Origin of the sequence: Streptomyces sp. NPDC001401 (assembly GCF_042895385.1) — a bacterium.
Classification (GTDB): Bacteria; Actinomycetota; Actinomycetes; order Streptomycetales; family Streptomycetaceae; genus Streptomyces.
This window is the reverse complement of the sequence record NZ_JBIAWI010000002.1, coordinates 614,876-638,742: the sequence shown is the minus strand read 5'-3', so window position 1 is coordinate 638,742 and position 23,867 is coordinate 614,876. Positions and strand designations below refer to the sequence as shown.

19 protein-coding genes are annotated in these 23,867 nt (G+C 69.9%); 14 read left to right on the top strand and 5 right to left on the bottom strand.

Annotated features, from left to right (window positions below):
- Positions 1-3 precede the first annotated feature (3 nt).
- Both ACFY10_RS10465 and ACFY10_RS10460 read right to left on the bottom strand, forming a co-directional pair.
- Positions 4-1,002 carry a carbohydrate ABC transporter permease gene (locus ACFY10_RS10465; RefSeq protein WP_390664649.1) on the bottom strand — a complete coding sequence of 333 codons (999 nt, stop codon included), beginning with the start codon at positions 1,000-1,002 and terminating at the stop codon, positions 4-6.
- Positions 999-2,348 (bottom strand): extracellular solute-binding protein, encoded by a 1,350-nt coding sequence (locus ACFY10_RS10460; protein ID WP_390664648.1) that lies wholly within the window; start codon positions 2,346-2,348, stop codon positions 999-1,001. The genes ACFY10_RS10465 and ACFY10_RS10460 overlap by 4 nt, the downstream gene beginning before the upstream one ends.
- Before the next feature lie 496 nt (positions 2,349-2,844).
- Here ACFY10_RS10460 and ACFY10_RS10455 point away from each other — a divergent pair, with 496 nt between their 5' ends.
- The 9 genes from ACFY10_RS10455 to ACFY10_RS10415 all read left to right on the top strand — a co-directional run bounded on the left by ACFY10_RS10455 (position 2,845) and on the right by ACFY10_RS10415 (position 12,759).
- Complete coding sequence (locus ACFY10_RS10455; protein WP_390664647.1) at positions 2,845-3,858, top strand: hydroxyacid dehydrogenase; 1,014 nt, start codon at positions 2,845-2,847, stop codon at positions 3,856-3,858.
- Positions 3,859-4,075: 217 nt separating this feature from the next.
- Positions 4,076-5,164: a LacI family DNA-binding transcriptional regulator gene (locus ACFY10_RS10450; RefSeq protein ID WP_390664646.1), complete on the top strand. Its 1,089-nt coding sequence runs from the start codon at positions 4,076-4,078 to the stop codon at positions 5,162-5,164.
- A 320-nt stretch (positions 5,165-5,484) separates the two neighbouring features.
- The gene (locus ACFY10_RS10445; protein WP_390664645.1) at positions 5,485-6,819 is read left to right on the top strand and encodes an ABC transporter substrate-binding protein; all 1,335 of its coding nucleotides are present in this window, start codon (positions 5,485-5,487) and stop codon (positions 6,817-6,819) included.
- 42 nt (positions 6,820-6,861) lie between these two features.
- Positions 6,862-7,746, top strand: a complete 885-nt coding sequence (locus tag ACFY10_RS10440) for a carbohydrate ABC transporter permease (protein WP_390664644.1) — start codon at positions 6,862-6,864, stop codon at positions 7,744-7,746.
- Positions 7,746-8,657, top strand: coding sequence for a carbohydrate ABC transporter permease (locus ACFY10_RS10435; RefSeq protein WP_390664643.1), 912 nt, complete (start codon positions 7,746-7,748; stop codon positions 8,655-8,657). The genes ACFY10_RS10440 and ACFY10_RS10435 overlap by 1 nt, the downstream gene beginning before the upstream one ends.
- 22 nt (positions 8,658-8,679) lie before the next feature.
- A complete protein-coding gene (locus tag ACFY10_RS10430) occupies positions 8,680-10,305 on the top strand; it encodes a family 43 glycosylhydrolase (RefSeq protein ID WP_390664642.1) in 1,626 nt (541 codons plus the stop codon).
- 187 nt (positions 10,306-10,492) lie between these two features.
- Entirely contained in the window at positions 10,493-11,533 is a 1,041-nt protein-coding gene (locus ACFY10_RS10425) for a LacI family DNA-binding transcriptional regulator (protein ID WP_390664641.1), read from the top strand.
- Between the two features lie 138 nt (positions 11,534-11,671).
- Positions 11,672-12,304 (top strand): VOC family protein, encoded by a 633-nt coding sequence (locus tag ACFY10_RS10420; RefSeq protein ID WP_390664640.1) that lies wholly within the window; start codon positions 11,672-11,674, stop codon positions 12,302-12,304.
- Positions 12,305-12,357: 53 nt separating this feature from the next.
- Positions 12,358-12,759, top strand: a complete 402-nt coding sequence (locus tag ACFY10_RS10415) for a VOC family protein (RefSeq protein ID WP_390664639.1) — start codon at positions 12,358-12,360, stop codon at positions 12,757-12,759.
- On the opposite strand, the gene ACFY10_RS10410 is transcribed toward ACFY10_RS10415, so the two are convergent.
- Both ACFY10_RS10410 and ACFY10_RS10405 read right to left on the bottom strand, forming a co-directional pair.
- The gene (locus tag ACFY10_RS10410; protein ID WP_390664638.1) at positions 12,742-13,428 is read right to left on the bottom strand and encodes a DUF6597 domain-containing transcriptional factor; all 687 of its coding nucleotides are present in this window, start codon (positions 13,426-13,428) and stop codon (positions 12,742-12,744) included. The genes ACFY10_RS10415 and ACFY10_RS10410 overlap by 18 nt on opposite strands.
- Before the next feature lie 10 nt (positions 13,429-13,438).
- Positions 13,439-14,374 carry an AraC family transcriptional regulator gene (locus ACFY10_RS10405; protein ID WP_390664637.1) on the bottom strand — a complete coding sequence of 312 codons (936 nt, stop codon included), beginning with the start codon at positions 14,372-14,374 and terminating at the stop codon, positions 13,439-13,441.
- Positions 14,375-14,454: 80 nt separating this feature from the next.
- Between ACFY10_RS10405 and ACFY10_RS10400 the strand changes: the two genes are divergently transcribed.
- Complete coding sequence (locus ACFY10_RS10400; RefSeq protein WP_390664636.1) at positions 14,455-15,297, top strand: NAD(P)H-binding protein; 843 nt, start codon at positions 14,455-14,457, stop codon at positions 15,295-15,297.
- 113 nt (positions 15,298-15,410) lie between these two features.
- On the opposite strand, the gene ACFY10_RS10395 is transcribed toward ACFY10_RS10400, so the two are convergent.
- Complete coding sequence (locus ACFY10_RS10395; RefSeq protein ID WP_390664635.1) at positions 15,411-16,547, bottom strand: YihY/virulence factor BrkB family protein; 1,137 nt, start codon at positions 16,545-16,547, stop codon at positions 15,411-15,413.
- A gap of 664 nt (positions 16,548-17,211) precedes the next feature.
- On the opposite strand from ACFY10_RS10395, the gene ACFY10_RS10390 reads away from it, so the two are divergent.
- The 4 genes from ACFY10_RS10390 to sbnB are packed head-to-tail and all read left to right on the top strand — an operon-like array spanning position 17,212 to position 23,832.
- Positions 17,212-19,653 (top strand): Pls/PosA family non-ribosomal peptide synthetase, encoded by a 2,442-nt coding sequence (locus ACFY10_RS10390; protein WP_390664634.1) that lies wholly within the window; start codon positions 17,212-17,214, stop codon positions 19,651-19,653.
- A gap of 23 nt (positions 19,654-19,676) precedes the next feature.
- Entirely contained in the window at positions 19,677-21,758 is a 2,082-nt protein-coding gene (locus ACFY10_RS10385) for an amino acid adenylation domain-containing protein (protein ID WP_390664633.1), read from the top strand.
- 14 nt (positions 21,759-21,772) lie between these two features.
- Positions 21,773-22,780: a TauD/TfdA family dioxygenase gene (locus ACFY10_RS10380; protein WP_390664632.1), complete on the top strand. Its 1,008-nt coding sequence runs from the start codon at positions 21,773-21,775 to the stop codon at positions 22,778-22,780.
- The gene (gene sbnB / locus ACFY10_RS10375; RefSeq protein ID WP_390664631.1) at positions 22,777-23,832 is read left to right on the top strand and encodes a 2,3-diaminopropionate biosynthesis protein SbnB; all 1,056 of its coding nucleotides are present in this window, start codon (positions 22,777-22,779) and stop codon (positions 23,830-23,832) included. The genes ACFY10_RS10380 and sbnB overlap by 4 nt, the downstream gene beginning before the upstream one ends.
- The last annotated feature ends 35 nt before the right edge of the window (positions 23,833-23,867 follow it).

Sequence of the window (23,867 nt, the reverse complement as noted above, 5' to 3'; positions counted from 1 at the left end):
CGGTCACTTCTCGGCCTCCGGGTCGACGTTGTAGAACACCACGCCGGACGTGGCTTTGAAGATGAGTCCGGTCACGACGAGGATCAGGACGAAGAGCACCCACAGGAGCGCGGAGGCGTAGCCGTAGCGGCCGAGCGCGAAGTACTCGGCGAACACGTGCATCATGTACATGTAGTTGGTCTGCGGGATCGCGGTGACGCCCTTGGGAGTGGCGTCGGCGGCGATCAGCAGCGGCATGATGGTCTGCACCGAGGCGATCATCCCGGTCACGGCCTGGAAGAGCAGGACCGGTGAGAGCAGCGGCACGGTGATGCTGCGGAAGGTCCGCCAGGCGCTCGCGCCGTCGATCCGGGCCGCCTCATGGAGCTCGCGGGGCACGTCCTGGAGACCCGCCAGCGAGATGATCATGACGTTTCCGGCGGCCCACAGCACCGCCATCAGGATCACGTAGCGGGCGTACGGGTCGTCCAGCCAGGCGACGGCGTTGACGCCGAAGATGTTCAGGACACCGTTGGCGGCACCCGAGTCCCGGTTGAACAGCTGCTTGAAGATGAGCCCCGCGCCCACCGGCGGCACCACGGCCGGCAGATAGAGCAGGGTGCGGAACACACCGCGCGCCTTGAGAGGACGGTTGACCAGGACCGCGAGGGCGAGTCCCGCGATGATCGACAGCGGTACGGAGGTGATGGCGAACACGCCCGCGCGGCTCAGCGAGTCCCACGTCACCGGGTCGGAGAGCAACTCGCGGTAGTTGCCGAGCCCGACATAGCGCCAGTGCGGCGAGATGCCGTCGAAGGTGGTGAAGCTCAGCCACAGGGCGTACGCCATGGGGCCGACGGTCAGCAGCAGGAACCCGATGATCCAGGGCGAGGTGAACATGTAGAAGGCGCGGTGCCGCCGTGCCGTCATCGAGCCGCGGGGCAGGTCCGCGGAGCGGGCGGAGCCGGTGCGCGCGGCGGACCGGGGCCGCTGCGCGGCTTCGGAGATCTGACCGACTGTCATCCCACCTGCTCCTTACCGCGCTTCATCTGCTCGTTGACGACCGAGTTGAGACGTCCCGCGAGGGTGTCCACGGAGATCCGGCCGTTCATCGCGGCCGGGATGACCTGGTTGATGAGGGCTTCCAGCGCGTCCCACTTGATGTAGGGGGTGAAGGGAGTCACCGAGAAGTGCTTCAACTCGGCCTCCTGCACCTTGAGCACGCGTTTCTGGTAGTCCTCCTTGTGCGGCATCAGCGGCTGGAGCGACTTCAGGCTCGGTATCCCCCAGCCGCCCTCCGCGCGCGCCTCGGCCGGTCCCTCGCCGAAGAACCACTCGAAGACCCGCCAGGCGGCGTCCTTGTTGCGCGCCTTCTTCGGCATCCACATGCCCGTGGCGCCCTGACAGGAGCTGAGCCGCGGGCCGCCTTCGAAGACGGGGGCGGGGGCCAGGCGGGACACCTTCGCCACCTTCGGCTCGGCGTTGATCATTCCGCCCAGCCAGTAGCCGCTGCCGGACATGGCCATGCGGTTCGCGACATAGGTGGGCCCGTCCCAGGCGTCGGGGTTGGGCTGGATGAGGCTCGGCCCCACCTTGGTCCTGGCGTAGTCCAGATACCAGGTCAGGGCCTTGCGCGCCTCGGGGGTGGTGAAGTCGACGCGGCTGAAGTCCTCGGTGAAGAGACTGCCTCCGGCGGCGGCCGTCAGGTTCGTGAAGAGGATGCCGAGACCCAGACCGTTGTAGCTGCCGCCGTAGACCGTGGTCTGGCCGTTCTTGCGCTGGACCAGACGCTTGGCGTTGTCCAGCCACTCCTCGAACGTGACCGGCTCGGTCTCGGAGGGGTAGTCGACGCCCGCCTTGTCGAAGAGGGCGGTGTTGTACCAGAACATCGCGTCCTGGGAGAAGTCCTTCGCCATGCCGTAGCGGGGGCCCCTGCCCTGGGTCTTCCCGTCGTAGCGCCACAGGTCGTTGGCCGGCGCCAGGTCGTCGGCCTTGAGGACGGTGGACCTGGCGAAGTACGGGTCCAGGTTCTCGGCCACGCCACGGGCGGCGAAGTACGGCGCGTCGAGGGCGCCGATGCCACGCACCAGATCCGGCGGGTTTCCACTGGTGAGCATCGCGATCAGCCGGGTGATGTCGTCCTGCACCACAGTGATCCTGATGCCCAGTTCCTTCTGCACCTGCTTGATCAGGTCCGCGGAGACGTCGTCGAGTTTGACCATCATCGTGACGCTCTCGCCGCCGCCGGTCGCGGCACCGGCCACTTGCAGGGCACAGCCGCTGAGTGAGACCGCACCGGCCGCGGCACCGGCTGCCGAGAGGGCGAGAAAGCGGCGGCGGCTCACGGGAGCACCGGCCTGGGAGTGCATGAACTACCCACTCTCTTCGCTGAGATGGATGACGGGAGTCGGAGCACGCGACGGGGGATGGATGCGGCGTGCGAATGTTTCGGGAACCGGTTGCTGCACGGTGTCACGGAGCTTCCGTCCGGGAGCACGGCACGTCAAGAGGCATGACGAACTTTCGAAAACAGTGGGTCCGCCGGGCGCAGGGGGTTCAAGTGGCTACGGTGCTGGTCGGAGCGGCAACCGGTTGCCGAATCGGGTCTGCGGCGTGGTCCCGCTCCGGGAAACCGCAGTAACCGATTTCGGCCCAGAGCAGGATCAAGGGCCGCAGCTCGGGCCGCAGCTCCCCGAAGAGGGCCGCCTACAAGCCACCCTTCCGACCGATTGACCGCCGCTTCACCGCAGATCTACGGTAGAAGGCGCTTTCTGAAACAGTTTCCTACGGGGTGGCATCCTCCTTTCCGCCCCCGTCTCGTCCCGCCAAGTCGTCCAGCCAAGTCGTCCAGCGTTCAGGAGAGCCATGCCCAACCCCCAGCCGCCGAGGGCCGTGTTCGCGATGGATCCGGTGCACCTCCCGCTGCTCTTCCCCCCGCCGCTCATGGCCCGGCTGAAGCAGGCGTCCGACCTCGACCCCGGGTTCGTCGTCCGGGACTTCGCCGATCCGGCGGCCGCGGAGACCCTCGCCCGGACGGAAGTGCTGATCACCGGGTGGGGCTGCCCGAGCCTCGACGCCGGCGTGCTGGCCGCGGCGCCCCGCCTGCGCACCGTCCTGCATGCCGCGGGCTCGGTCCGTTCCCTGGTCGGCGAGGCCCTGTGGGAGCGCGGGATCACCGTGTGCAGCGCGGTGACCGGCAACGCCCTGCCGGTCGCGGAGTACACCCTCGCGATGATCCTGCTCGCCGGGAAGGACACCTTCGTCCACCGCGAGCGGTTCCGCACCACCCACGCCTATCCGACCGACGCCGAGACCGCGCGCACGGGCAACGTCGGCCGCCGGATCGGGATCATCGGCGCCTCGCGCGTGGGCCGCCGGCTGCTGGAGCTGCTGCGGCCGTTCGACTTCACGGTCCTGCTCCACGACCCCTACGTCAGCCCCGCCACGGCCACCTCCCTCGGTGCCGAACTCCTGCCGCTGGAGGACCTGTTGCGGCACAGCGACATCGTGTCGCTGCACGCTCCCGACATCCCCGAGACCTACCGCATGCTCGACGCCGGCCGGCTCGCGCTCGTCCGGGACGGCGGCGTCCTGATCAACACCTCGCGCGGCGCCCTGGTCGACCCCGACGCGCTCACCGACGAACTGGTCTCCGGCCGGCTGCACGCGATCCTCGACGTCACCGAACCGGAGCCGCTGCCCGCCGGATCCCCGCTCTACCGCCTGCCCAACGTCTTCCTCACCCCGCACATCGCGGGCTCGCTCGGCAACGAGCTGGAACGTCTCGGCCGTATCGTCGTGGAGGAACTGGAACGCCTGGTCGCGGGCCTGCCACCGGCCCATGAGGTACGGCACTCGGACCTGGCCCGGGTCGCATGAGGGCCGGTGTCCACAGCCCGGCCGGAGCTCGGACAGGGGCTCTCCGCCCGCGTCCGACGCGTGCCGCTCCTCCCCCGTTATCCACAGCCGGGCACCTCGGAGAAACAATGGGATACGGTTTCCGCACCGGCCAGGGGCACGGTCTTCGGCCGTACGGCAAGGGGCCGCATTCCCCGTCGGCCGGGGCAGCAGTCGTGAGGGTGAAGGAGCCGCAGCGGTGAGTCAGCGCAAGGCGTCCGGTGACGCCGGACGGGCCACCATCCGCGACGTGGCGGAGCGGGCAGGGGTCTCCGTCGCGAGCGTGTCGCGCGTCCTGTCCGGCAACTACCCCGTCTCGGAGGACCTGCGCCGCCGGGTGATGAAGGTGGTCCGGGACCTGGACTACGTCACCAACGCCCACGCCCGCTCCCTCGCCGGCGGCGGTACTCCGACGGTCGCCATCCTCATCAACAACATCACCGGCGCCGCATTCGCCCACGTGGCCAAGGGAGTTGAGGGCGCGGCCACACTGCGCGGCTGGCTCTCCCTGGTCGGCACCACCGGCGACGACCCCGAGCGGGAGCTCGCGCTGGTCAACCTCATGCGCCAGCAGGGCGTGGCCGCGGTGGTGCTGCTCGGCGGCGCCTACGACTACGACGAGTACCAGCTGCGCATGGCCCGCTTCGCCCGCTCCCTCGACGCGGCCGGCTCCCATCTCGTCCTGGTCGGCAGGCCGCCCCTGGAGGGCGACGTCCCGGCCACCACGGTCGACTACGACAACGAGGGCGGCGCCTACGCGATGGCCAGCCATCTGCTGTCGGCCGGTCACCGCAGGGTCCTGGTGCTGCCCGGTCCCGCCGAACTCACCACGGCCCAGGGCCGGTTGAGGGGCGCCGAGCGCGCCTTCGAGGCGTACGGGGTGCCCTTCGACCCGGGCATGGTGCGGCACGGGCCGTACGACGACGAGCACGGGTACAGCGCCGTCGAGACGGCCCTGCACGAGACGCCGGACTTCACGGCCGTCCTCGCCGGGACGGACGTGGTCGCCGCGGGCGCCATGCAGGCCCTGCGCGCGGCCGGGCTGCGGGTGCCGGAGGACGTCTCGATCGTCGGCTACGACGACATCCCGCTCGCCTCCCAGCTCACGCCCCAACTGACCACCGTTCATGTGCCGTACGAGGAGATGGGCCGCGTCGCGCTGCGCGCGGTGGCCGACCGGCGCGAGGGCGGCGCGGGCCGCCGCAAGGGCGCCGACGGCGACCACCTCGTGCTGGGCACCCATGTCGTCGTACGCAACTCCGTGCAGCCACCGTCGACCAGGCGCTGACACACCGGGCACGGATGCACCGGACACGGCTGCCCCGGACACGGATGCCCAGATCGGATGCGCCTCCCGGGAAGCGATGTTTTCGTAACCGGTTTCCTGCATCCACCAGCGCTTTTCTCGCCCTGACGCAATAAGTTCGCGCACACCCCTTGCTACGGCCGGACCTGTCGGCCTACCTTCACGGCAACCGCTTACTACAGCTTCCGCTTGGCCGACCCCCCTCAGCCGCGAGCCGACGGATTCCGGCCGCCGTTCCCGGCCTGCACCGAGCCGCCGTCTTCTCGTTCCCAGACGCCCAACTTCCGAAGGAACACGGTCAGATGAACTTCACCAGCTCCCGGAGAAGGTTCGCCCACGCCGCTGTCGCGGGACTCGCACTCAGTGGTCTGCTCGCCGCCTGCGGCGGTTCGGACTCCGGGGACGGCACCAAGTCGTCGGGCCCGGTCACCCTCCCCTTCTGGGGCTGGGCCAACGGTCAGGACGCCGTCGCCAAGGCGTTCAACGCCTCGCACAAGGACGTCAAGCTCAAGTACACCAAGGTCACCGACCAGTTGACCATGCAGAAGCAGCTGACCAACGCGGTCAAGGCGGGCAACGCGCCGTGCCTGGTGCAGAACACCGCCGAGTACGTGACCAGCTGGGTCTCGCAGGGGGCGCTCGCCGACATCAGCCAGTACGTCGGGGCGAGCAAGAACAAGTTCAACTCCGGTTCCTGGGCGAGCGCACAGGTGCAGGGCAAGAGCTACGGCGTCCCCACCAGCTCCGCGCCGAACTTCACGATCTACCGCACCGACATCTTCGACAAGTACGGCATCAAGCCCCCTGCCACCTGGGACGACTTCATCGCCGCGGGCAAGGTCCTGAAGAAGCACGGCATCAAGATCACCAACTACGCCGGTGAGGACCCGAGCACCCTGGAGGTGCTCGCCATGCAGGCCGGCGCCCACTGGTACTCGATCGACGGCAACTCCTGGAAGGTCGACTTCCAGGACCCGGGCACCCTGAAGGCCGCGAAGGTGATCCAGGAGATCATCGACAACGACCTCAACTCGAAGCTGTCCTTCGCCGACTACGCGGCCGTGCAGCGCAACTACGACAACGGCGGCACCGCGACCCGGCAGATCTCCACCTGGCAGATGGCCGGCATGGTGCAGAACTTCACCAAGTCCTTCGGGAAATGGGCGCTTTCGCCGTGGCCGACGTACCAGGGCGAGGCGGCCAGGACACCGGCCGGCACCAATCTGACCGGCAGCGTGACGCTGGTGACCAAGCAGTGCAAGGACGTCAAGCAGGCCGCCGAGGCCGCGCTGTGGATGTCCACCAACACCGGCGCGGTCAAGACGATGGCGAGCCCGACGACCGGCAACGGCGTGATGCCGGCGCTCGCCGACAGCAACTCGTACGTCGGCGAGGCGGTCTCCGACAAGCTGCTCGGCAAGAACTACGAGCCGGCCCAGAAGGTGGTCACCGACAGCCTGAACACCGTCACGACGGACTGGACCTTCGGGCCGGACTGGACCGCCATGTTCACCGAGATGCAGGCCGGCTGGGCGAAGGTCGTGGGCAAGCAGGAGAAGGTCACCGACCTCCTGGCGCACATGCAGGAATGGACGGTCAAGGACCTGAAGTCCCGCGGCATCAGCGTCAAGGGCTAGAGGCAGAGGGCGAGAATCGATGATCCGCGAGGGCGAGAAACGATGATCCGCTCACTGCGCTGGAAGGGTGCCGCGTTCACGGTGCCCTTCCAGCTCGGCTTCGTCTTCCTCTATCTGCTCCCGATCGGCTACGCGGTCTACCAGTCGTTGTACCGCGAGCAGCAGTCCGGGCTGGGGCTCGGCGGCTCGACGGAGAAGTTCGCCGGGCTGGACAACTACCAACAGGGCGTGACCGACTCGGCGTTCATGGGTTCGGTGCTGCGGGTGGTGCTGTTCGCCTGCGTGCAGATCCCGGTGATGCTGCTCATCAGCCTCGTACTGGCGCTGTTCCTGGACGCGTTGACCTCGAAGGTCGCCGGCCGGTTCCGGATCCTGCTCCTGGTGCCGTACATGATCCCCGGCGTGGTCGCCGCGCTCGTGTGGATCAACCTGTACAGCCCGGACGTCGGCCCGCTGACCCCACTCGGCAGGGTCTTCGGCTTCGACTGGAACTTCTTCGCGCCGTCGATGGTGTGGCCGTCCATCGGCAATCTGCTCACCTGGCACGGCGTCGGCTACAACATGGTGATCATCTACTCGGCACTGCAGGGCGTCCCGCGAGACCTGTTCGAGGCCGCACGGCTCGACGGCGCCTCCGAGCGGCGGATCGCCCTGAGCATCAAAATCCCTTACGTACGGGGCGCATTGGTCCTGACCGGCATGCTGTCGATCATCCAGATGCTGCAGATCTTCAACGAACCCGCGCTGTTCCGGAACATCACCCCGCAGACGGTCAGCGACAGCTTCACCCCGATCATGATCATCTACAACCAGGCGTTCAACGCCGGCAACTACCACTACGCCGCCGCCCTGTCGGTGCTCCTCGCCCTCATCCTCGGCGTCGCCTCCTTCCTCTTCTACCGGCTGACTTCAAAGGAGGCGGACTGATGCTGACGACGGACAACGGCACGAAGCAGGCGCCCGCCGCCGTGCGCCGTATCACCCGGCCCGACCCCGCGGCGCGGTCACGCGGCGGCCAGCGCTTCCTCCTCGTCGGCCTGACGCTGGCCAGTGTCTACAGCCTCTTCCCCGTCTGGTGGCTGATCGTCGCCGCCACCAAGAACCGCGTCGGCCTCTACCAGAGCAACGGCCTGTGGTTCTCCGGCTGGCACCTCTGGGACAACCTGCACCAGCTGTTCACCTACGAGAACGGCATCTTCCTGCGCTGGACCGCCAACTCCTTCCTGTACGCAGGGGCCGGCTCCCTCGGCGGCACCCTGCTCGCCCTCGCCACGGGCTACGGCCTCGCCCGCTTCCAGTTCCCGGGCCGGCACCTGGTGTTCGCGTGCGTGGTCGGCTCGTTCCTGATCCCGATCGCCCTGCTCACGCTCCCGCTGTATCTGCTGTTCTCGCAGATCGGCATGGTCGACACGCCCTGGGCGATGCTCATCCCCTGCCTGATCAACCCCTTCAGCGTGTACCTCGCGAAGGTCTATACCGAGGCCACGATCCCGTACGAGCTGCTGGAGGCGGCCCGTATCGACGGCGCCGGTGAACTGCGCATCTTCGTCAGCATCGTGCTGCGGATGATGACGACGGGCGGAGCGACCGTCTTCCTGCTGGCCTTCGTCAACACCTGGAACGCCTTCTTCCTCCCGCTGACCGTGCTGCGCGGCGAGAACAACTGGACCCTCAACATCGGCCTGTACAACTGGTCCGGCAAACGCCTCGAGTCCGGGGTCGACCTGACCAGTCTGGTGCTGACCGGCGCCCTGCTGTCCATCGTGCCGATGGCGATCATGATGGTGGCGATGCGCCGCTACTGGCGGACCGGCGTGACGCTGGGGGCCCTCAAGTGACCGTCCCCTCAGGAGCCTTGACGTGACGCACTTGCACAACCCCGTCATCCGCGGCTTCGCCCCCGACCCCTCGCTGGTCCGGGTCGGCGACTGGTACTACGTCGCGACGAGTTCCTTCGAGTGGTTCCCGACCATCCCCGTCCACCGTTCGCGAGACCTGGCCCACTGGCAGTACGCGGGCCATGTGCGCGGTGCCGCCCCCGGGGACTCGCTGGCCGGCGTGCCGGACTCGGGCGGCATCTGGGCGCCGTCGCTGAGCTGGGACGGTGAACGGTTCTGGGTGGTGTACTCGGTCGTTCGGTCGGTGGGGACGCCGTATTTCGACACCGATACATACGTCAGTACGTCCCCCACTCTCGACTTCGCTCGAGCGGGGGCACCCCCATCCGAGGTGAGTGGCAAGTGGACAGCCCCGCAACGGGTCACGAGCCATGGCTTCGATCCCGCGCTCTTCCACCACGAGGGGCGGCTGTGGCTGCTCAACCTGCAGAACGACCACCGACCGGGTGGACGCCGGTTCGCCGGGATCGTCCTGACCGAGCTGGACCGGGAGACGCTGAACCCGGTCGGTGGCGCCCACTTGCTGCTGCAGCATGAACGGCTGATCGAGGGGCCGAAGTTGCTGTGGCGGGAGGGCTGGTACTACCTGGTGCTGGCGGAGGGCGGCACGGGCTTCGAGCACGGGGTGCGGGTGGCACGCGCTCGCGCGATCACCGGCCCGTACGAACTCGACGACCGGACGCTGCTGACGAGCCGGGACGATCCGTCGCTGCCGTTGCAGAAGGCGGGACACGGGGAGCTGGTGCAGACTCCGGACGGAGACTGGGTGCTCAGCCACCTGACCGCCCGCCCGGTACGGACGCCTCAGGGCCCGCGGTGCACGCTGGGCCGGGAGACGGCGGTCCAGGCGGTGGCCTGGGACGAGGACGGCTGGCCGAGGATGCCGCACGGGGGTCGGCATCCGGCCGTCGAGGTCGACGTACCGACCCGTCCCGAGCCGCTGCCGCCCCAACTCGCCGATTCCGAGGGGCCGTTGGGCTGGCCGTGGAGCACCTTGCGCGCGGCCCCCGATCCGTCCTGGGCCGACGTCACCAGCCGTCCGGGCTGGATCCGGCTGCGCGGCCGGCACGGGCCCGAGTCGCGGTGGGCGCACAGTCTGCTGGCCCAGAGGATCACGGAGCACCGGGCGGAGGCCGAGGTCACCGTGGAAGCACGGCCCAGCACCTTCACGCAGGCCGCGGGGCTGGTGCTCCGGTACAACACGGAGGCGTATCTGAGCCTGGACCTGACCTGGGCGGAGCCCGAGGGCGAGGGACAGCACGGGCAGCAGTGGCGGGGCGGCGGCCGCAGGGTGCTCCGGCTCGTCGAGCGCGACGAGGGGAGCACGCGGACGGTGGCGGTCGTGGACGTCGACGAGGCCGCGCCCGTGACGCTGGGCGCGACGGTCGACGGCGCCGAGGCGCGGTTCTGGCATGTGCGGGACGGGGTGCGTGTGCCGGTCGGGGAGCCGTTGGATTTCGGCAGGCTCTCCGACGACCACGGATCCAAGCTCCGTTTCACCGGGTCGATGGCCGGTATCCATGCCGTGGACCTGGTCGACGCGGCGTTCACGGCCGACTTCACCGGCTTTCGGCTGATCTGCTGGTAGTCGTTGGCCGTCATCCACCGGCGGCCGCCGCCGCGTTCGAAGTTTCGAAAGTTCGAAACCGTGAAGACCTGCGAAGTCCGGCCTCTTCCCGACGTGATCCGGTGAACCTAGTGTAGGAAGCGCTTACTGTTTCCACGCTGGTCGAAACTTTTCATGGCCCTCGGGCGGGCCGGAGAGGTGGTTCCCGATGGTCCGCACGGGGAGTGCGAGCGTGGCGGCCGGGCCGACGCTGGCGGTCGTGGCCCGCGAGGCGGGGGTGTCCGTGCCGACCGCCTCCAAGGTGGTCAACGGCCGGGAGGACGTGGCACCGGAGACGCGCCGCCGCGTCACCGAGGCACTGGACCGGCTCGGCTATGTCCGCAGACCCCGGTTCGACGCCGCGAAGGTGCCGGGGCTGGTCGACCTGGTCGTGCACTCGCTGGAGAGTTCCTGGTCGGGGGCGGTGCTGCAGGGTGTGGAGGCGGCGGCGCACGACGTGGGGCTGGAGGTGGTCGTCTCGGCGGGACTCACCCGGACCCGTGGCGGGCGCCCGGAGCGCGGCTGGCTGGACAAGCTGATCGCGCGCGGTTCGTCCGGGGTGCTGTTCAACCTGGCCGAGCTGACGCCGTCGCAGTACGCCTGGCTGGACACGCACCGCATCCCGTACGTCCTGATCGACCCGGTCCTCGAACCGCCGCCGGGCGTGGTGTCGGTGGGCGCGGCCAACTGGCAGGGCGGGGTCACCGCGACCGAACACCTGCTCTCGCTCGGCCACGAACGCATCGCCGTCATCGCCGGTCACCAGCGCAAGATGTGCAGCAGCGCCCGGGTCGCCGGGTACCGCTCGGCACTCGCGTCGGCGGGGGTCCGCCACCGCCCGGAGTACGTCCGGCACGCCGGCTTCGACGAGAGCGTCGCGCACCGCCGCATGCTGGACCTCCTGGACCTGTCCGAACCGCCGACGGCGGTCTTCGTCTGCTCCGACCACATGGCCCTGGGGGTGTACGAGGCCCTGGCCGTACGGGGGTTGCGGGTCCCGGACGACATCAGCGTGGTGGGCTTCGACGACCTGCCCGAGTCACGCTGGGTCGCTCCCGCTCTGACCACGATCCGGCAGCCGCTGTCGGAGATGGCGGCGACGGCGTTGCACTTGCTGGTGCGGATGATGGCGGGGGATCGCCCGGAGGGCACGCGTACGGAGTTGTCCACTCGGCTGGTGGAGCGGGCCAGTACGGGACGCTTGCGCTGAGCGTCAGCCGGAATTGGCGCTGTACGTCGTTCGTCTGCGGCTGCATCGTGGCCGGTCGCGCAGTTCCCCGGCCCCCTAAAAGGCCCGCTGCCGCACAGGCGTTCCATTGTGGCGGCTGGCTGCGTAGCCTCGGCTGCGATGAACGCCATTCCCTCGTATCTGGACCATCTCGTCCTCGCGACCCCCGAACTCGCGGCGACGGTCGCCGACTTCGCCCGGCGCACCGGTGTGACGCCTGCGCCCGGTGGTGCGCATGTGGGCTTCGGTACCCGCAATTACCTGGTGTCGCTGGGCGGTTCCAGCTATCTGGAGATCGTCGGTCCCGATCCGGAGCAGTCGGGGCCGGAGGGGCCTCGCCCGTTCGACGTGGACCAGTTGGCCTTCGCACGGACGGTGACCTGGGCGATCAGTCCGCCGGACCTGGACGCGGCGGTCGCGGAGGCGCGGGCGCGGGGGTACGACCCCGGTGCGGTGCGCCCGATGAGCCGGCGCCGGCCGGACGGCACGCTGCTGGAGTGGCGGCTGACCGACGGCGACACAGCGCATCCGTCCGGTCTCGTCCCCTTCCTCATCGACTGGGGGTCCTCGGCCCATCCGACCGCGACGGGGCTGCCCGTCACCCCGCTGCTCCGGCTGTCCGCCACCGCCCCGGACCCCGACGAGCTACGCCCCCTGCTGTCCGCCGTCGGAGTCGAGCTCCTCGTGGCCGAAGGACCGGTGGGTCTCTCGTTCACGGTGGACACACCTCACGGGCCGGTGACCTTCGCCTGAGGGTGTCCGATTCCTTCAAGACCGGCCGCCGGGGTGCTGCCTACGGTGACGGCATGACTCCACGATTCGCCGTGATCGGCCTGGTCGCCTCCGACATGGCCGCCTCACTCGCCTTCTACCGTCGCCTCGGGCTCGTCTTCCCCGAGGGCTCCGAGGACCAGCCGCATGTCAATGCCGAGCTGCCCGGCGGGCTGGTCCTCGCCCTGGACACCGAGGCCACCATCCGTTCCTTCCACTCCGGGTGGCGCCCGCCGGCCGGTGGCGGCCGGGTCGGCCTCGCCTTCAAGTGCGCGACGCCCGCCGAGGTCGACTCCCTGTACGAGGACCTCGTGGGCGCCGGGTACCACGGCGAGCTCAAGCCGTGGGACGCCTTCTGGGGACAGCGGTACGCGACCGTGCACGACCCGGACGGCAACGGCGTCGACCTGTTCGCGCAGCTACCCTCGGCCGAGTAGCTCCCCGAGCCGCAACCCCGCCAACTCCTTCACGTCCCGGGCCAGATGGGCCTGGTCGGCGAACCCGGCGCGGGCCGCCGTCTCCGCGAACGGCACCCCTTCCCGAGCCAGCCCCAGCGCCCGCTGCAGCCGCAGCACGCGGGCCAGCGTCTTGGGGCCGTAGCCGAAGGCGGCCAGGGAGCGGCGGTGCAACTGGCGGGCGCCGAGGCCGAGTTCGTCGGCGGTGGCCGCGACCGGGCGGCCCTCGCCGAGGGCGGTCACGAGGTGCCGTAGCAGCGGATCGGGGGGTTCAGTGTCCGCGGCCAGTCGCAGCGCCAACTCCTCGAGCCCGCTTGCCGGTTCGGCAGCTGCGTTGATGCGGGCGGTGAGGCGGCGGACCTCCGCGGCCGGCCGCAGTTCGGCGAGTGCGACGCGCCGGTCGCGCAGTTCGTGCGCGGGCACGCCCAGGAGGGCGGGCGCGGTGCCGGGGTAGAAGCGGACGCCCACCCATACTCCGGGCTCGCCCGCGGTGACGTACGCGTGCGTGTCGGGCCCCGCGACCAGCAGCCGGCCCTGGTGCCACAGCAGGTCCATGCAGCCGTCGGGGAGCACGCGTCCGACTCCGGCCTCGGACGGGGTGTTCGTCCACACGACGGCCCCGGTCAGCCGGGACGCCCTCTCCGTGTACACGTACGAAAGGCTACGCCGCCCGCGTCCGGTGCTCCTGCGGGCTCACCCCGTACACCCTCTTGAAGGCGCTGGACAGTGCGAACGCGCTGCCGTAGCCGACCTGGCGGGCGATCGCCTCGAGGGTGTCGTCGGTGTCGCGCAGGCGGTCGGCGGCCAGGGCCAGGCGCCAGCCGGTCAGGTACGTCATCGGGGGCTCGCCCACGAGGTCGGTGAAGCGGCGGGCGAGTGCTGCCCGGGAGACTCCCGCCTTGGCCGCGAGCGAGGCGACCGTCCAGGGGTGGGCGGGGTCGTCCTGCAGCAGGCGGAGCACTCGGCCCACCACGGGGTCCGCCAGCGCCCGGTACCAGGCCGGTGCTGCCGCCTCCGGGCGGGAGAGCCAGGCCCGGAGCGCGGCGATGACCAGCAGGTCGAGGAGGCGGTCCAGGACGACCTCCTGGCCCGGTTCGTCCCGCACGATCTCCTCCATGAGGAGCGGCGTGAGCGGGCAGTCCCACACGTCGGGGGTGAGGGTCAGCAGCGGCGGCAGGGCGTCCAGCAGGCGCCCGCTGACCTCGCCCTGCCACAGATAGGTGCCGATCAGCATCACGGCCGAGCCGTCGAGCCGGTCGCCCCAGGTCCGCACGCCGAGGTCCATGACGCCGTTGAGGGAACGCCCGTCGGGGTAGCGGCACTCCGCACCGGGCAGGATCAGCGCCTGCGGCTCCGTGTCGGGGTCGTCGGCGCACGTGTACGGGTCCAGGCCGCGCGCGATGGCGAGGTCGCCGGCCCGCAGCAGCACCCGCTCCCCGGCGTCCGGCATGATCCACGCCTCGCCGCGGACCATCAGCATGACGCTGAGCGGGGCGCGGTCCTCGATGCGCACGCACCAGGGCGGTTCGAAACACGCTCGGATCATGAAGGCGCCCCGCGCGCGGGGACCTTCGAGGAGGCCTGCGAGAGCGTCCATGCGGCCAGCGTAGACGTCTGCGTATGGGAATGAGCCGTTCAGCGATGGGGTCTTGGGGCGCCCCGCCCTTGACTGGAGGCATGACGGACAACGCAGCGAACACGCAGAACACGACGGTTGTGGTGACCGGCGCCTCGGGGCGTACCGGGAGCCGTGTGGCACAGGCGGCGCGGGCGGCGGGTTTCACCGTGCGGGCCGCGTCCCGCGCCCGGGGCTTCGACTGGGAGGAGCCGACGACATGGGCGCACACCTTGCGGGGCGCCGATGCGGCGTACCTCGTGTACCCGTCCGACGTCGGTATGCCCGCGGCCACGGAGGGCGTCCGGGCGCTCGCCCGGGAGGCGGTCGGGCTCGGGGTGCGGCGACTGGTGCTGCTGTCGGCACGTGGGGAGCAGCAGGCGCTGGCGACCGAGGAGGCGCTGAAGGCGTCGGGCGCGGACTGGACGGTCGTGCGGGCCTCGTGGTTCGCGCAGAACTTCAGCGAGGGGCCGCTGGTGGAGGAGTTGCGCAGGGGGGAGCTGGTGTTTCCGGCCGGCGAGGTGCAGGAGCCGTTCGTCGACGTGCGGGACATCGCCGACGTGGTCGCGGCCGCGCTGACGTCGGGGGAACGGTATGTCGGGCGGACGCTGGAGCTGACGGGGCCGCGGCTGCTGTCGTTCCGGGAGGCGGTCGCGGAGATCTCCGAGGCAAGCGGCAGGGAGCTCACGTACACGCCGGTTCCGGCGCGTGCCTACGGCGAGGCGCTGGCCGGGTTCGGGGTTCCGCCGCAGGAGGCGGAGTTCCTGGTGGAGGTCTTCGAGGGGGTGCTGGACGGGCGCAATGCGCGTCTTACGGATGGTGTCCAGCAGGTGCTCGGGCGGGCGCCGCGGGATTTCGGGGACTTCGTGCGGGACGCTGCCGCGGCGGGCGTATGGAAGGCATGAAAGAAAGCGCCGTTGGGGTGCGGGATGCGTATTGGCTGCGGGTGATCCGTGGCTGGTCGCGCCCACGCGGCGGAGCCGCATATCGATACGGCCCCGCGCCCCTTTGGGGCGCTTCAGGAGCCCTCGTGCTTGTGCGGCGGGTGTGTGCTCTTCACATGTGTCCGCAGGCGTGACGTCACGTCCTCCGGCGGCAGGAAGCGGGACCATCTCTCCGGGAACTCCGAGGGCATGTCCGGGTCACCGGCGTCGGTCTCGTGGCCCGCGGCCGTGCGGGCCACGTGCTCGGCCAGCTGCGCCTCGCGCAGCCGCTCGTTCGCGGCGCGGGCCGCGGCGGTCGCGGCGGCCGGCCAGACCCGGTCGATCGCGGCGTTGACCGCGGCCCCGACGAGGACGGCGAACGCGGACACACCGATCCACAGCAGTACGGCGACGGGCGCGGCCAGTGAGCCGTAGATGGTGGGGCCCTCGACCGTGCTGGTCAGGTAGATGCGCAGCAGGTAGCTGCCGAGCACCCACATGGCGAGGGCCACCAGGGCACCGGGCACGTCCTCGATCCACGGGGAGCGCACGGGGACGGATACGTGGTACAGGGTGGTCAGGAAGACGATCGACAGGACGATGACGACGGGCCAGTACAGGACCTGTACGACCGTCTCCGACCACGGCACCACGTTCACCACGGCGTCGGGACCGGCCACCATCAGAGGCAGCGCGACCGAGCCGATCAGCAGGGCCGCGACGAACAGCGCGAAGGACACCAGCCGGGTCTTGACGATGCCGCGGACGCCGTCGAGGCCGTACATGACGGTGATGGTGTCGATGAAGACGTTCACGGCGCGGGAGCCCGACCACAGGGCGAACAGGAAGCCGATGGAGATGACGTCGGGTCTGCCGCCCTTCATCACGTCGTGCAGGATCGGCTGGGCGATCTCGTGGACGCCCTTGTCCGACAGGACGGTGCGGGACGCCTCCAGGATGTTGTTCTCCAGGCTGGCGATGGAGTGGGCGCCGGTCCAGTCGTCGACGTAGCCGAGCAGACCGATCAGGCTCAGCAGCAGGGGCGGCACGGACAGCAGCGTGAAGAACGCGGCCTCGGCCGCGAGGCCCAGGATGCGGTACTCCATGCACGAGTTGACGGTGTCCTTGAGCAGCAGCCAGGCAGTCCTGCGCTTCGAGACGTTCCGATAGAGGGCACGCGCCCTGTGGAGACGCCCGGAGGGGCTCTGCGGGGATTCACTTGCTGGCTGCACGACCTAAAGGTATCCGCCGTGGCTGCCTGCACTCATCCCCCGTCCCCCCAGCTCGTCGGAGTGCCGCCGCGGAAACCTGGCCGCAACGGGGCGGCAACCACCGGAGGAATCCGACCCATTTTTCTGTCATGTCCGCGTTAGCCGGATCGTTCGGGTGTTCATTCGGCCGCCTTTGTAAACGACACACGTCGTCACCCCGATCGAAAACTCCTCTGGGTTGGGAAATCGCCAATGGGCGAAATTCCCTTGAACCGTTCATGACGCCCTGCGTCATTTCCACGCGGCCACTTCACACACTTCCGCAACATTCTGAACTCGAATCCCGCCGCTTCCCAATGTTATTGAATTTCGCCCCGCTGTGAACAGTGGGCGGAGTTCCGCCGTATTTCTCTCGGGGGAATTTTCATGCCAGCTCCGTACCCGTTGACGCGTACGCCGTCAAAGGCCCACCGAGGCGACACGGGCCGGGCTGTGCCGCCCATCGTGGGGGCGGACTGGGCGCGCGGGCCCGCCCTGATCGGGATGTTCTCCGTACATGTGCACGACGCGTTCGCGTGCACGCCGGGCGGCGGAATGTCCGCGCCCGGCAACAGCCCGGTCGGTGTCGGAACCGGGCAAGCCGCAAAAGTCGTAAAGCCTGTAAAACCTGTAAGGAGCGCACGTGGTGGGAAAAATCGACACCGGCACCGAAAATGTCCTGGCCGAGGTTCTGTCGGGTGTCGTCAGCAAGGAACACATACCGGTCGACAGCCACTTCTTCGACGATCTCGGCGCCAATTCCCTGACCATGGCCCACTTCTGTGCCCGCGTACGGAAGCACCCTGATCTGCCATCGGTCTCGATGAAGGATGTGTACGGCCATCCGACGATCCGCAGCCTGGCGGCAGCCCTCGACACCGCACCGGCCCCCGCCCCCGCGCCGGACGGGATCGAGACGCCCGCGCCGGTGCCCGGCAGCACCCCGCGCTATCTCCTGTGCGGCGCCCTGCAGTTCCTGGTCTTCGCCGCCTACTGCCTGCTCGCCGGGCTGGTCATGGGCCGGGGCTACGAGTGGATCTCCGCCGTGGACGGGGTCGTCGACGTCTATCTGCGGTCGCTGGTCTTCGGCGCCGCGGTGTTCGCGGGTGCGTGCATCGTGCCGGTGGCCGCCAAGTGGCTGCTGGTCGGCCGCTGGAAGGAGACCGAGTTCCCGGTCTGGAGCCTCGCCTACGTCCGCTTCTGGACCGTCAAGGCGCTGCTGCACGCCAACCCGATGATCCTGTTCACCGGCAGCCCGCTGTACGTGCTGTACCTGCGGGCGCTCGGCGCACGGATCGGCAAGGGCGTCACGATCCTGTCCCACTCGGTGCCGGTCTGCACCGACCTGCTGACCGTCGGCGCCGGCACGGTGATCCGCAAGGACTCCTTCCTCCTCTGCTACCAAGCCCACGCCGGCCGCATCCACACCGGGCGCGTGACCCTCGGCCGCGAGGTGTATGTCGGCGAGAAGACCGTCCTCGACATCGGCACCTCGATGGGCGACGGCGCCCAGCTCGGCCACTCCTCCGCCCTGTACGGCGGCGCCTCGGTCCCGGCGGGCGAGCGCTGGCACGGCTCGCCCGCCCAGCGCACGGACGTCGACTACGTCCGCATCCCCCCGGCCCACTGCTCCACCCTGCGCCGGACGGCGTACGGCCTGGCGGGCCTGCTGCAGATGCTGGTCGTCTACGTCCCTCTCGCGGTCGGCGGAACGTACCTGCTGCTGACGCTGGTTCCGGCCCTCGACAAACTGCTCGACCCGAGCACCCAGGACCTGGGTTCGGCCGCGTTCTACAGCGAGGCACTGGGCTTCTCCCTGGCCGCGTACGCCGCCTTCCTGGTCCTCGGCCTCGCCACCGTATCCCTGCTCCCACGCGCGCTGAGCCCGCTGCTGCGCCCGGACCAGGTCTACCCGCTCTACGGATTCCACTACTCGGTGCAGCGCGCGATCGCCCGTATGACCAACATCAAGTTCTTCAAGTGGCTGTGCGGCGACAGCTCGTACATCGTCCCCTACCTGCGGGCCATCGGCTACGAGCTCTCGCACGTCGAGCAGACCGGCTCCAACTTCGGTACGGAGGTCCAGCACGAGACGCCGTACCTGGCCACCGTGGGCAGCGGCACCATGGTCGCCGACGGGCTGTCCATCGTGAACGCCGACTTCTCCGGTACGTCCTTCCGCGTCTCGCGCGCGACGATCGGGCCGCACAACTTCCTCGGCAACAACATCGCCTACCCCAGCGGCGGCCGCACCGGCGACAACTGTCTGCTGGCGACGAAGGTGATGGTCCCGCTGGACGGTGAACTCCGCGAGGGCGTGGGCCTGTTGGGCTCGCCTCCGTTCGAGATTCCGCGCACCGTCGAGCGCGACACCCGCTTCGACCATCTGCGCGAGGGCGCCGAACTGCACCGCCGGCTCGCCCGGAAGAACCGTTTCAACCTGCGCTCGATGGGCCTGTTCCTGTTCCTGCGCTGGCTGGACTGGTTCGTGCTCAGCATGATCGGCTTCGCCGCCTTCGACCTGTACGGCACCCACGGCGTCCTCGGCGGTCTGGTGATCGGCGCGTCCCTGATGGCCGGCCTCGCGTTCAGCACCGGCTACTACGTGCTGGTGGAGCGGGTGATCGGACGGTTCCGCCCGCTGCAGCCGAAGCTCTGCTCGATCTACGACCCGTACTTCTGGTGGCACGAGCGGCTGTGGAAAGTGCCCGACAACCACCTCGTCGTCTTCAACGGGACGCCGTTCAAGAACCTGGTCTGGCGGCTGCTGGGCGTCCGCCTCGGCCGCCGGGTCTTCGACGACGGCTGCTACATCACCGAGCGCACGCTCGCCGCGATCGGCGACGACTGCACGCTCGCCGCACACACCAAGGTGCAGGCCCACTCGCAGGAGGACGGCACCTTCAAGTCCGAGCACATCACGATCGGTGCGGGCTGCACGCTCGGCACCGGAGCGCTCGTCCACTACGGCGTCTCGATGGGCGACGGCGCCGTACTCGCACCCGACTCCTTCCTGATGAAGGGCGAGGAGATGCCGCCCGGTGCGCACTGGGGCGGGAACCCGGCGGTCGCGCCGCGGCACGCATGACAGCAACAGGGGGAACCGAACTCATGGAAACGATCCCGCGATGGACGCTCGACCCGGTCCCTGGCCTCGCGGAGTACCAAGTCCCGCTGCCGGAAGGCACATCGGTGCAGCCGCCCGACCTTGCGGCCGCGCATGCCAGGGTGCTGACCGCGCTCACCGGCGAGCAGACCGAGTACGACACCGCACTGCACGTGGGCGTCGCCGACGGCATCCTGCGGCTGCGCTACCGCACCGACGTCCTCGACGCCGAGGCCGCCGCCCGTATCGCCGGCTACCACCTCACCGCGCTCGCCGAACCCGACCGCCCCACCCTGCTGTCCGAGGACGAACTCCGGTTCCAGCTCGATGAGTTGGCGGGCCCCGAGAGGGAGCTGCCGGACCGGCGGGTGCACGAGCTGTTCGAGCAGCGGGCGGCCCTGCACCCCGACGCGGTGGCCGCCGTGCAGGACGGGCAGCAGTGGACGTACCGGGAGCTCAACTCCCGTGCGAACCGCGTCGCCCGGGCACTGCTCGCGCGCGGGCTGCGCCGCGAGGGCGTGGTTGCGGTGGTGATGGAGCGCAACCTGGACTGGCCGGCCGCCGTGCTCGGCGTCCTCAAGGCGGGCGGTGTCTATCTGCCGATCGAGCCGCACTTCCCTGCCGACCGCATCGCACGGACCCTCGCCCGGGCCGACTGCGAGCTGGTCCTCACCGAGCGCGGCAGCGACGGCAACCTCGGCCGGACGGCCCGGAAGCTGTTCGCCGACACCGCGTACGCCGAGGGCCACGCCGACGACGACCTGGGCATCCCCGTCGCCGCGGACCAGCTCGCGTACATCTACTTCACGTCCGGCTCCACCGGCGAGCCCAAGGGGGCGATGTGCGAGCACGCCGGCTTCCTCAACCACGTCCTCGCCAAGATCGGCGACCTGCGGATCGGTGCCGGGCGGACGGTCGCGCAGACCGCGCCGCAGTGCTTCGACATCTCGCTGTGGCAGCTGGTCGCCGCGCTGCTCGTCGGCGGGCGGACGCTGCTGGTCGGGCAGGAGACGATCCTGGACGTGCCGCGGTTCGTGGACACCGTCGTGCGGGGCCGCGTGAACGTGCTGCAGGTCGTGCCGTCGTATCTCGAGGCCGTGCTCGCCGAGTTGGAGCAGCGGCCGCGCGAACTGCCCGACCTGCGCTGTGTGTCGGTCACCGGGGAGGCGGTCAAGAAGGAGCTGGTGCAGCGCTGGTTCGACGCCATGCCCGGGATCCGGCTCGTCAACGCCTATGGCCTGACGGAGACTTCGGACGACACCAACCACGAGGTCATGGACCGGGTCCCGGACCAGGAGCGGGTGCCGCTCGGGCCGCCGATCGCGAATGTGCGGGTGTACGTCGTCGACGAGGACCTGGTGCCGGTGCCGCTGGGCGCGCCCGGCGAGATCGTCTTCTCCGGAGTGTGCGTCGGGCGGGGGTACGTCAACGACCCCGAGCGCACCAAGGCCGCGTTCACCGACGACCCGTACCGGCCCGGCGATCGGCTGTACCGCAGCGGCGACCACGGGCGCTGGCTGCCCGACGGGAAGCTGGAGTTCCTCGGCCGGCGGGACAGCCAGGTGAAGATCCGCGGGTTCCGTATCGAGATCGGCGAGATCGAGAACCAGCTGCTGCGGGTGCCCGGCGTGCGCGACGGCGCCGTGGTCGTCGTACGGGGTACACAGCTGGCGGCGTTCTGCACCGGTCCCGAGCCGGTGGGCGCCGACGAGGTGCGCAACAAGCTGGCCGCCTCGCTGCCGTCGTACATGGTCCCGGCGGTCGTGCACTGGCGGGAGCGGCTGCCGCTGACCGCCAACGGCAAGACCGACCGCAGGACGCTCGCCGCGCTCGCAGAGGAGCTCGACACCGACGACTCCGGTGCGCCGGACACGCCCGCCGAGCGGCGGTTGGCCGCCGCCTGGGCCGAGGTGCTCGGCATTCCCGCGGACCGGATCGGCCGCCGGGACCACTTCTTCGACCGCGGCGGCACCTCGCTGTCCGCCGTGAAGCTGGCGATCGCCCTGGACCGGGCGATCACCCTCAAGGACGTCACCCGCCACCCGGTCCTCACCGACCTGGCGGCGTTGCTCGACCAGCACCACTGAAAGGAACCTGTGCAATGACGCACTCGTCCCCGGCCTTCCTGCCGGACCTCGAACAGACCCCGGGCCGTCCACCGCTCCTGCACGCCAAGTCCGTCGGCGATCCGGCAAGTTGGGCCGCCGAGCACCGCGGCGCGCTGCGTGCCGCGGTCGCCGAGCACGGCAGCCTCCTGGTCCGCGGACTGGGCCTGACCGAACCCACGGCCACGGAGGATGTGTTCCGGCACCTCTCCAGCGGCCGCCTGATGGCCGACCGGGAGCCCTTCGCGCCCCGCCGCTCCTACGCCGACGGCGTGTACTCCTCCTCCAAGTGGCCGCCCAACCAGCAGATGTGCATGCACCACGAGCTGAGCTACGCCCTCGAGTTCCCCGGCCTGCTGCTCTTCGCCTGCCTGGTGGCACCGGAGACGGGCGGCGCGACCGCGGTCGCCGACGGGCCGAGCGTGCTTCGGGCGCTGCCCGCCGAGCTGGTCGAGCGGTTCGAGCGGGAGGGCTGGCTGCTGACCCGGACGTACAACGACGAGATCGGGGCGTCGGTCGCCGAGGCGTTCGGCACCGACGACCGGGCCACCGTCGAGCGCTACTGCCGTACGAACGCCATCGAGTTCGCCTGGCAGGACGACGGCTCGCTGCACACCCGGCAGCACCGCAGCGCCGTCGTGCACCACCCGGTGAGCGGTCGGCGCTGCTGGTTCAACCAGATCGCCTTCCTCAACGAGTGGACGATGGACCCCGAGGTGCGCGAGTACCTGGTCGATTACTACGGCGCCGACGGCCTGCCCTTCAACACCCGTTTCGGCAACGGCGATCCGCTCGACGAGGACATCGTCCGGACCGTCAACGAGGTCTACGAGGCCCACACCCTGCGCGAGCCGTGGCACTCCGGTGATCTGCTGCTCGTCGACAACATCCGCACCGCGCACAGCAGGGAGCCCTTCGACGGGCCGCGCGAGGTGCTGGCCGCACTGGGCGACTCGGTGCGGCTGACGGACTGCGCGCCGACCATCGAGGTGAGGATCGCATGACCACCACGGAGAGTGCCGCTCGAAGCGGACCGGCCGCACCGCCGTTCGCGGTGATATCCGGCGAGCAGGTGCAGTCGGTGCTGCACGGCCGGGAGCCGGAGGTCGCCGGACTCGTCGAGGCCGTGTACCGGCTGCACGGGGCGGGCGACGCGGTGAACCCGCCGTCGTTCTTCCTGCGCTTCCCGGACCGCCCGACGTCCCGGATCATCGCGCTGCCCGCCTCGCTCGGCGGGCCGCTGCGGGTGGACGGCCTGAAGTGGATCTCCAGCTTCCCTCAGAACACGAAATCCGGCCTGCCGCGCGCCTCCGCCGTACTGATCCTCAACGACCCGGACACGGGCTACCCGTTCGCATGCCTGGAGAGCTCGGTGATCAGCGCGACGCGCACGGCGTCCTCGGCGGCGCTGGCCGCCGACCGGCTCAGCAGGACCCGCGAGCGCCCGACGCGGGTCGGCTTCATCGGCACGGGTCTCATCGCCCGCCACATCCACACCCATCTGACCGCCACCGGCTGGGAGTTCGAGGAGACGGGCGTGTACGACCTCTCCCCCGACAGCGCGGCGGGATTCCGCGGCTACCTGGAGCGCTCGGGCGCGAAGGGGCACGTCACAGTGCACGACGAGCCCGAAACCCTGATCCGTTCCTCCGACCTGCTGGTGTTCGCCACGGTGGCGTCCGCACCGCACGTCCACGACCCGTCGTGGTTCTCCCACCACCCGCTGGTGCTGCACGTGTCGCTGCGCGACCTGGACCCGAGGATCCTGCTCGCGTCGGCCAACTACGTCGACGACGTCGAGCACTGCCTCAAGGCGGAAACGTCGCCGCACCTGGCCGAACAGCTGACGGGGAGCCGGGAGTTCCTCGACGGCACGCTGAACGACGTACTGACCGGGCGGGCGACCGTCCCGGAGGACCGGACGGTGGTGTTCTCCCCGTTCGGACTGGGGGTGCTCGACCTCGCGGTCGGCAAGTTCGTCCACGACGAAGTGGCCCGTAGGGGCGGGCTGCACGTCGTGGACGGGTTCTTCCACGAGCTGCGCCGGCACGGCTGACCTGCCGGTCATCGTGGCGCATGAGGAGGGGGCAG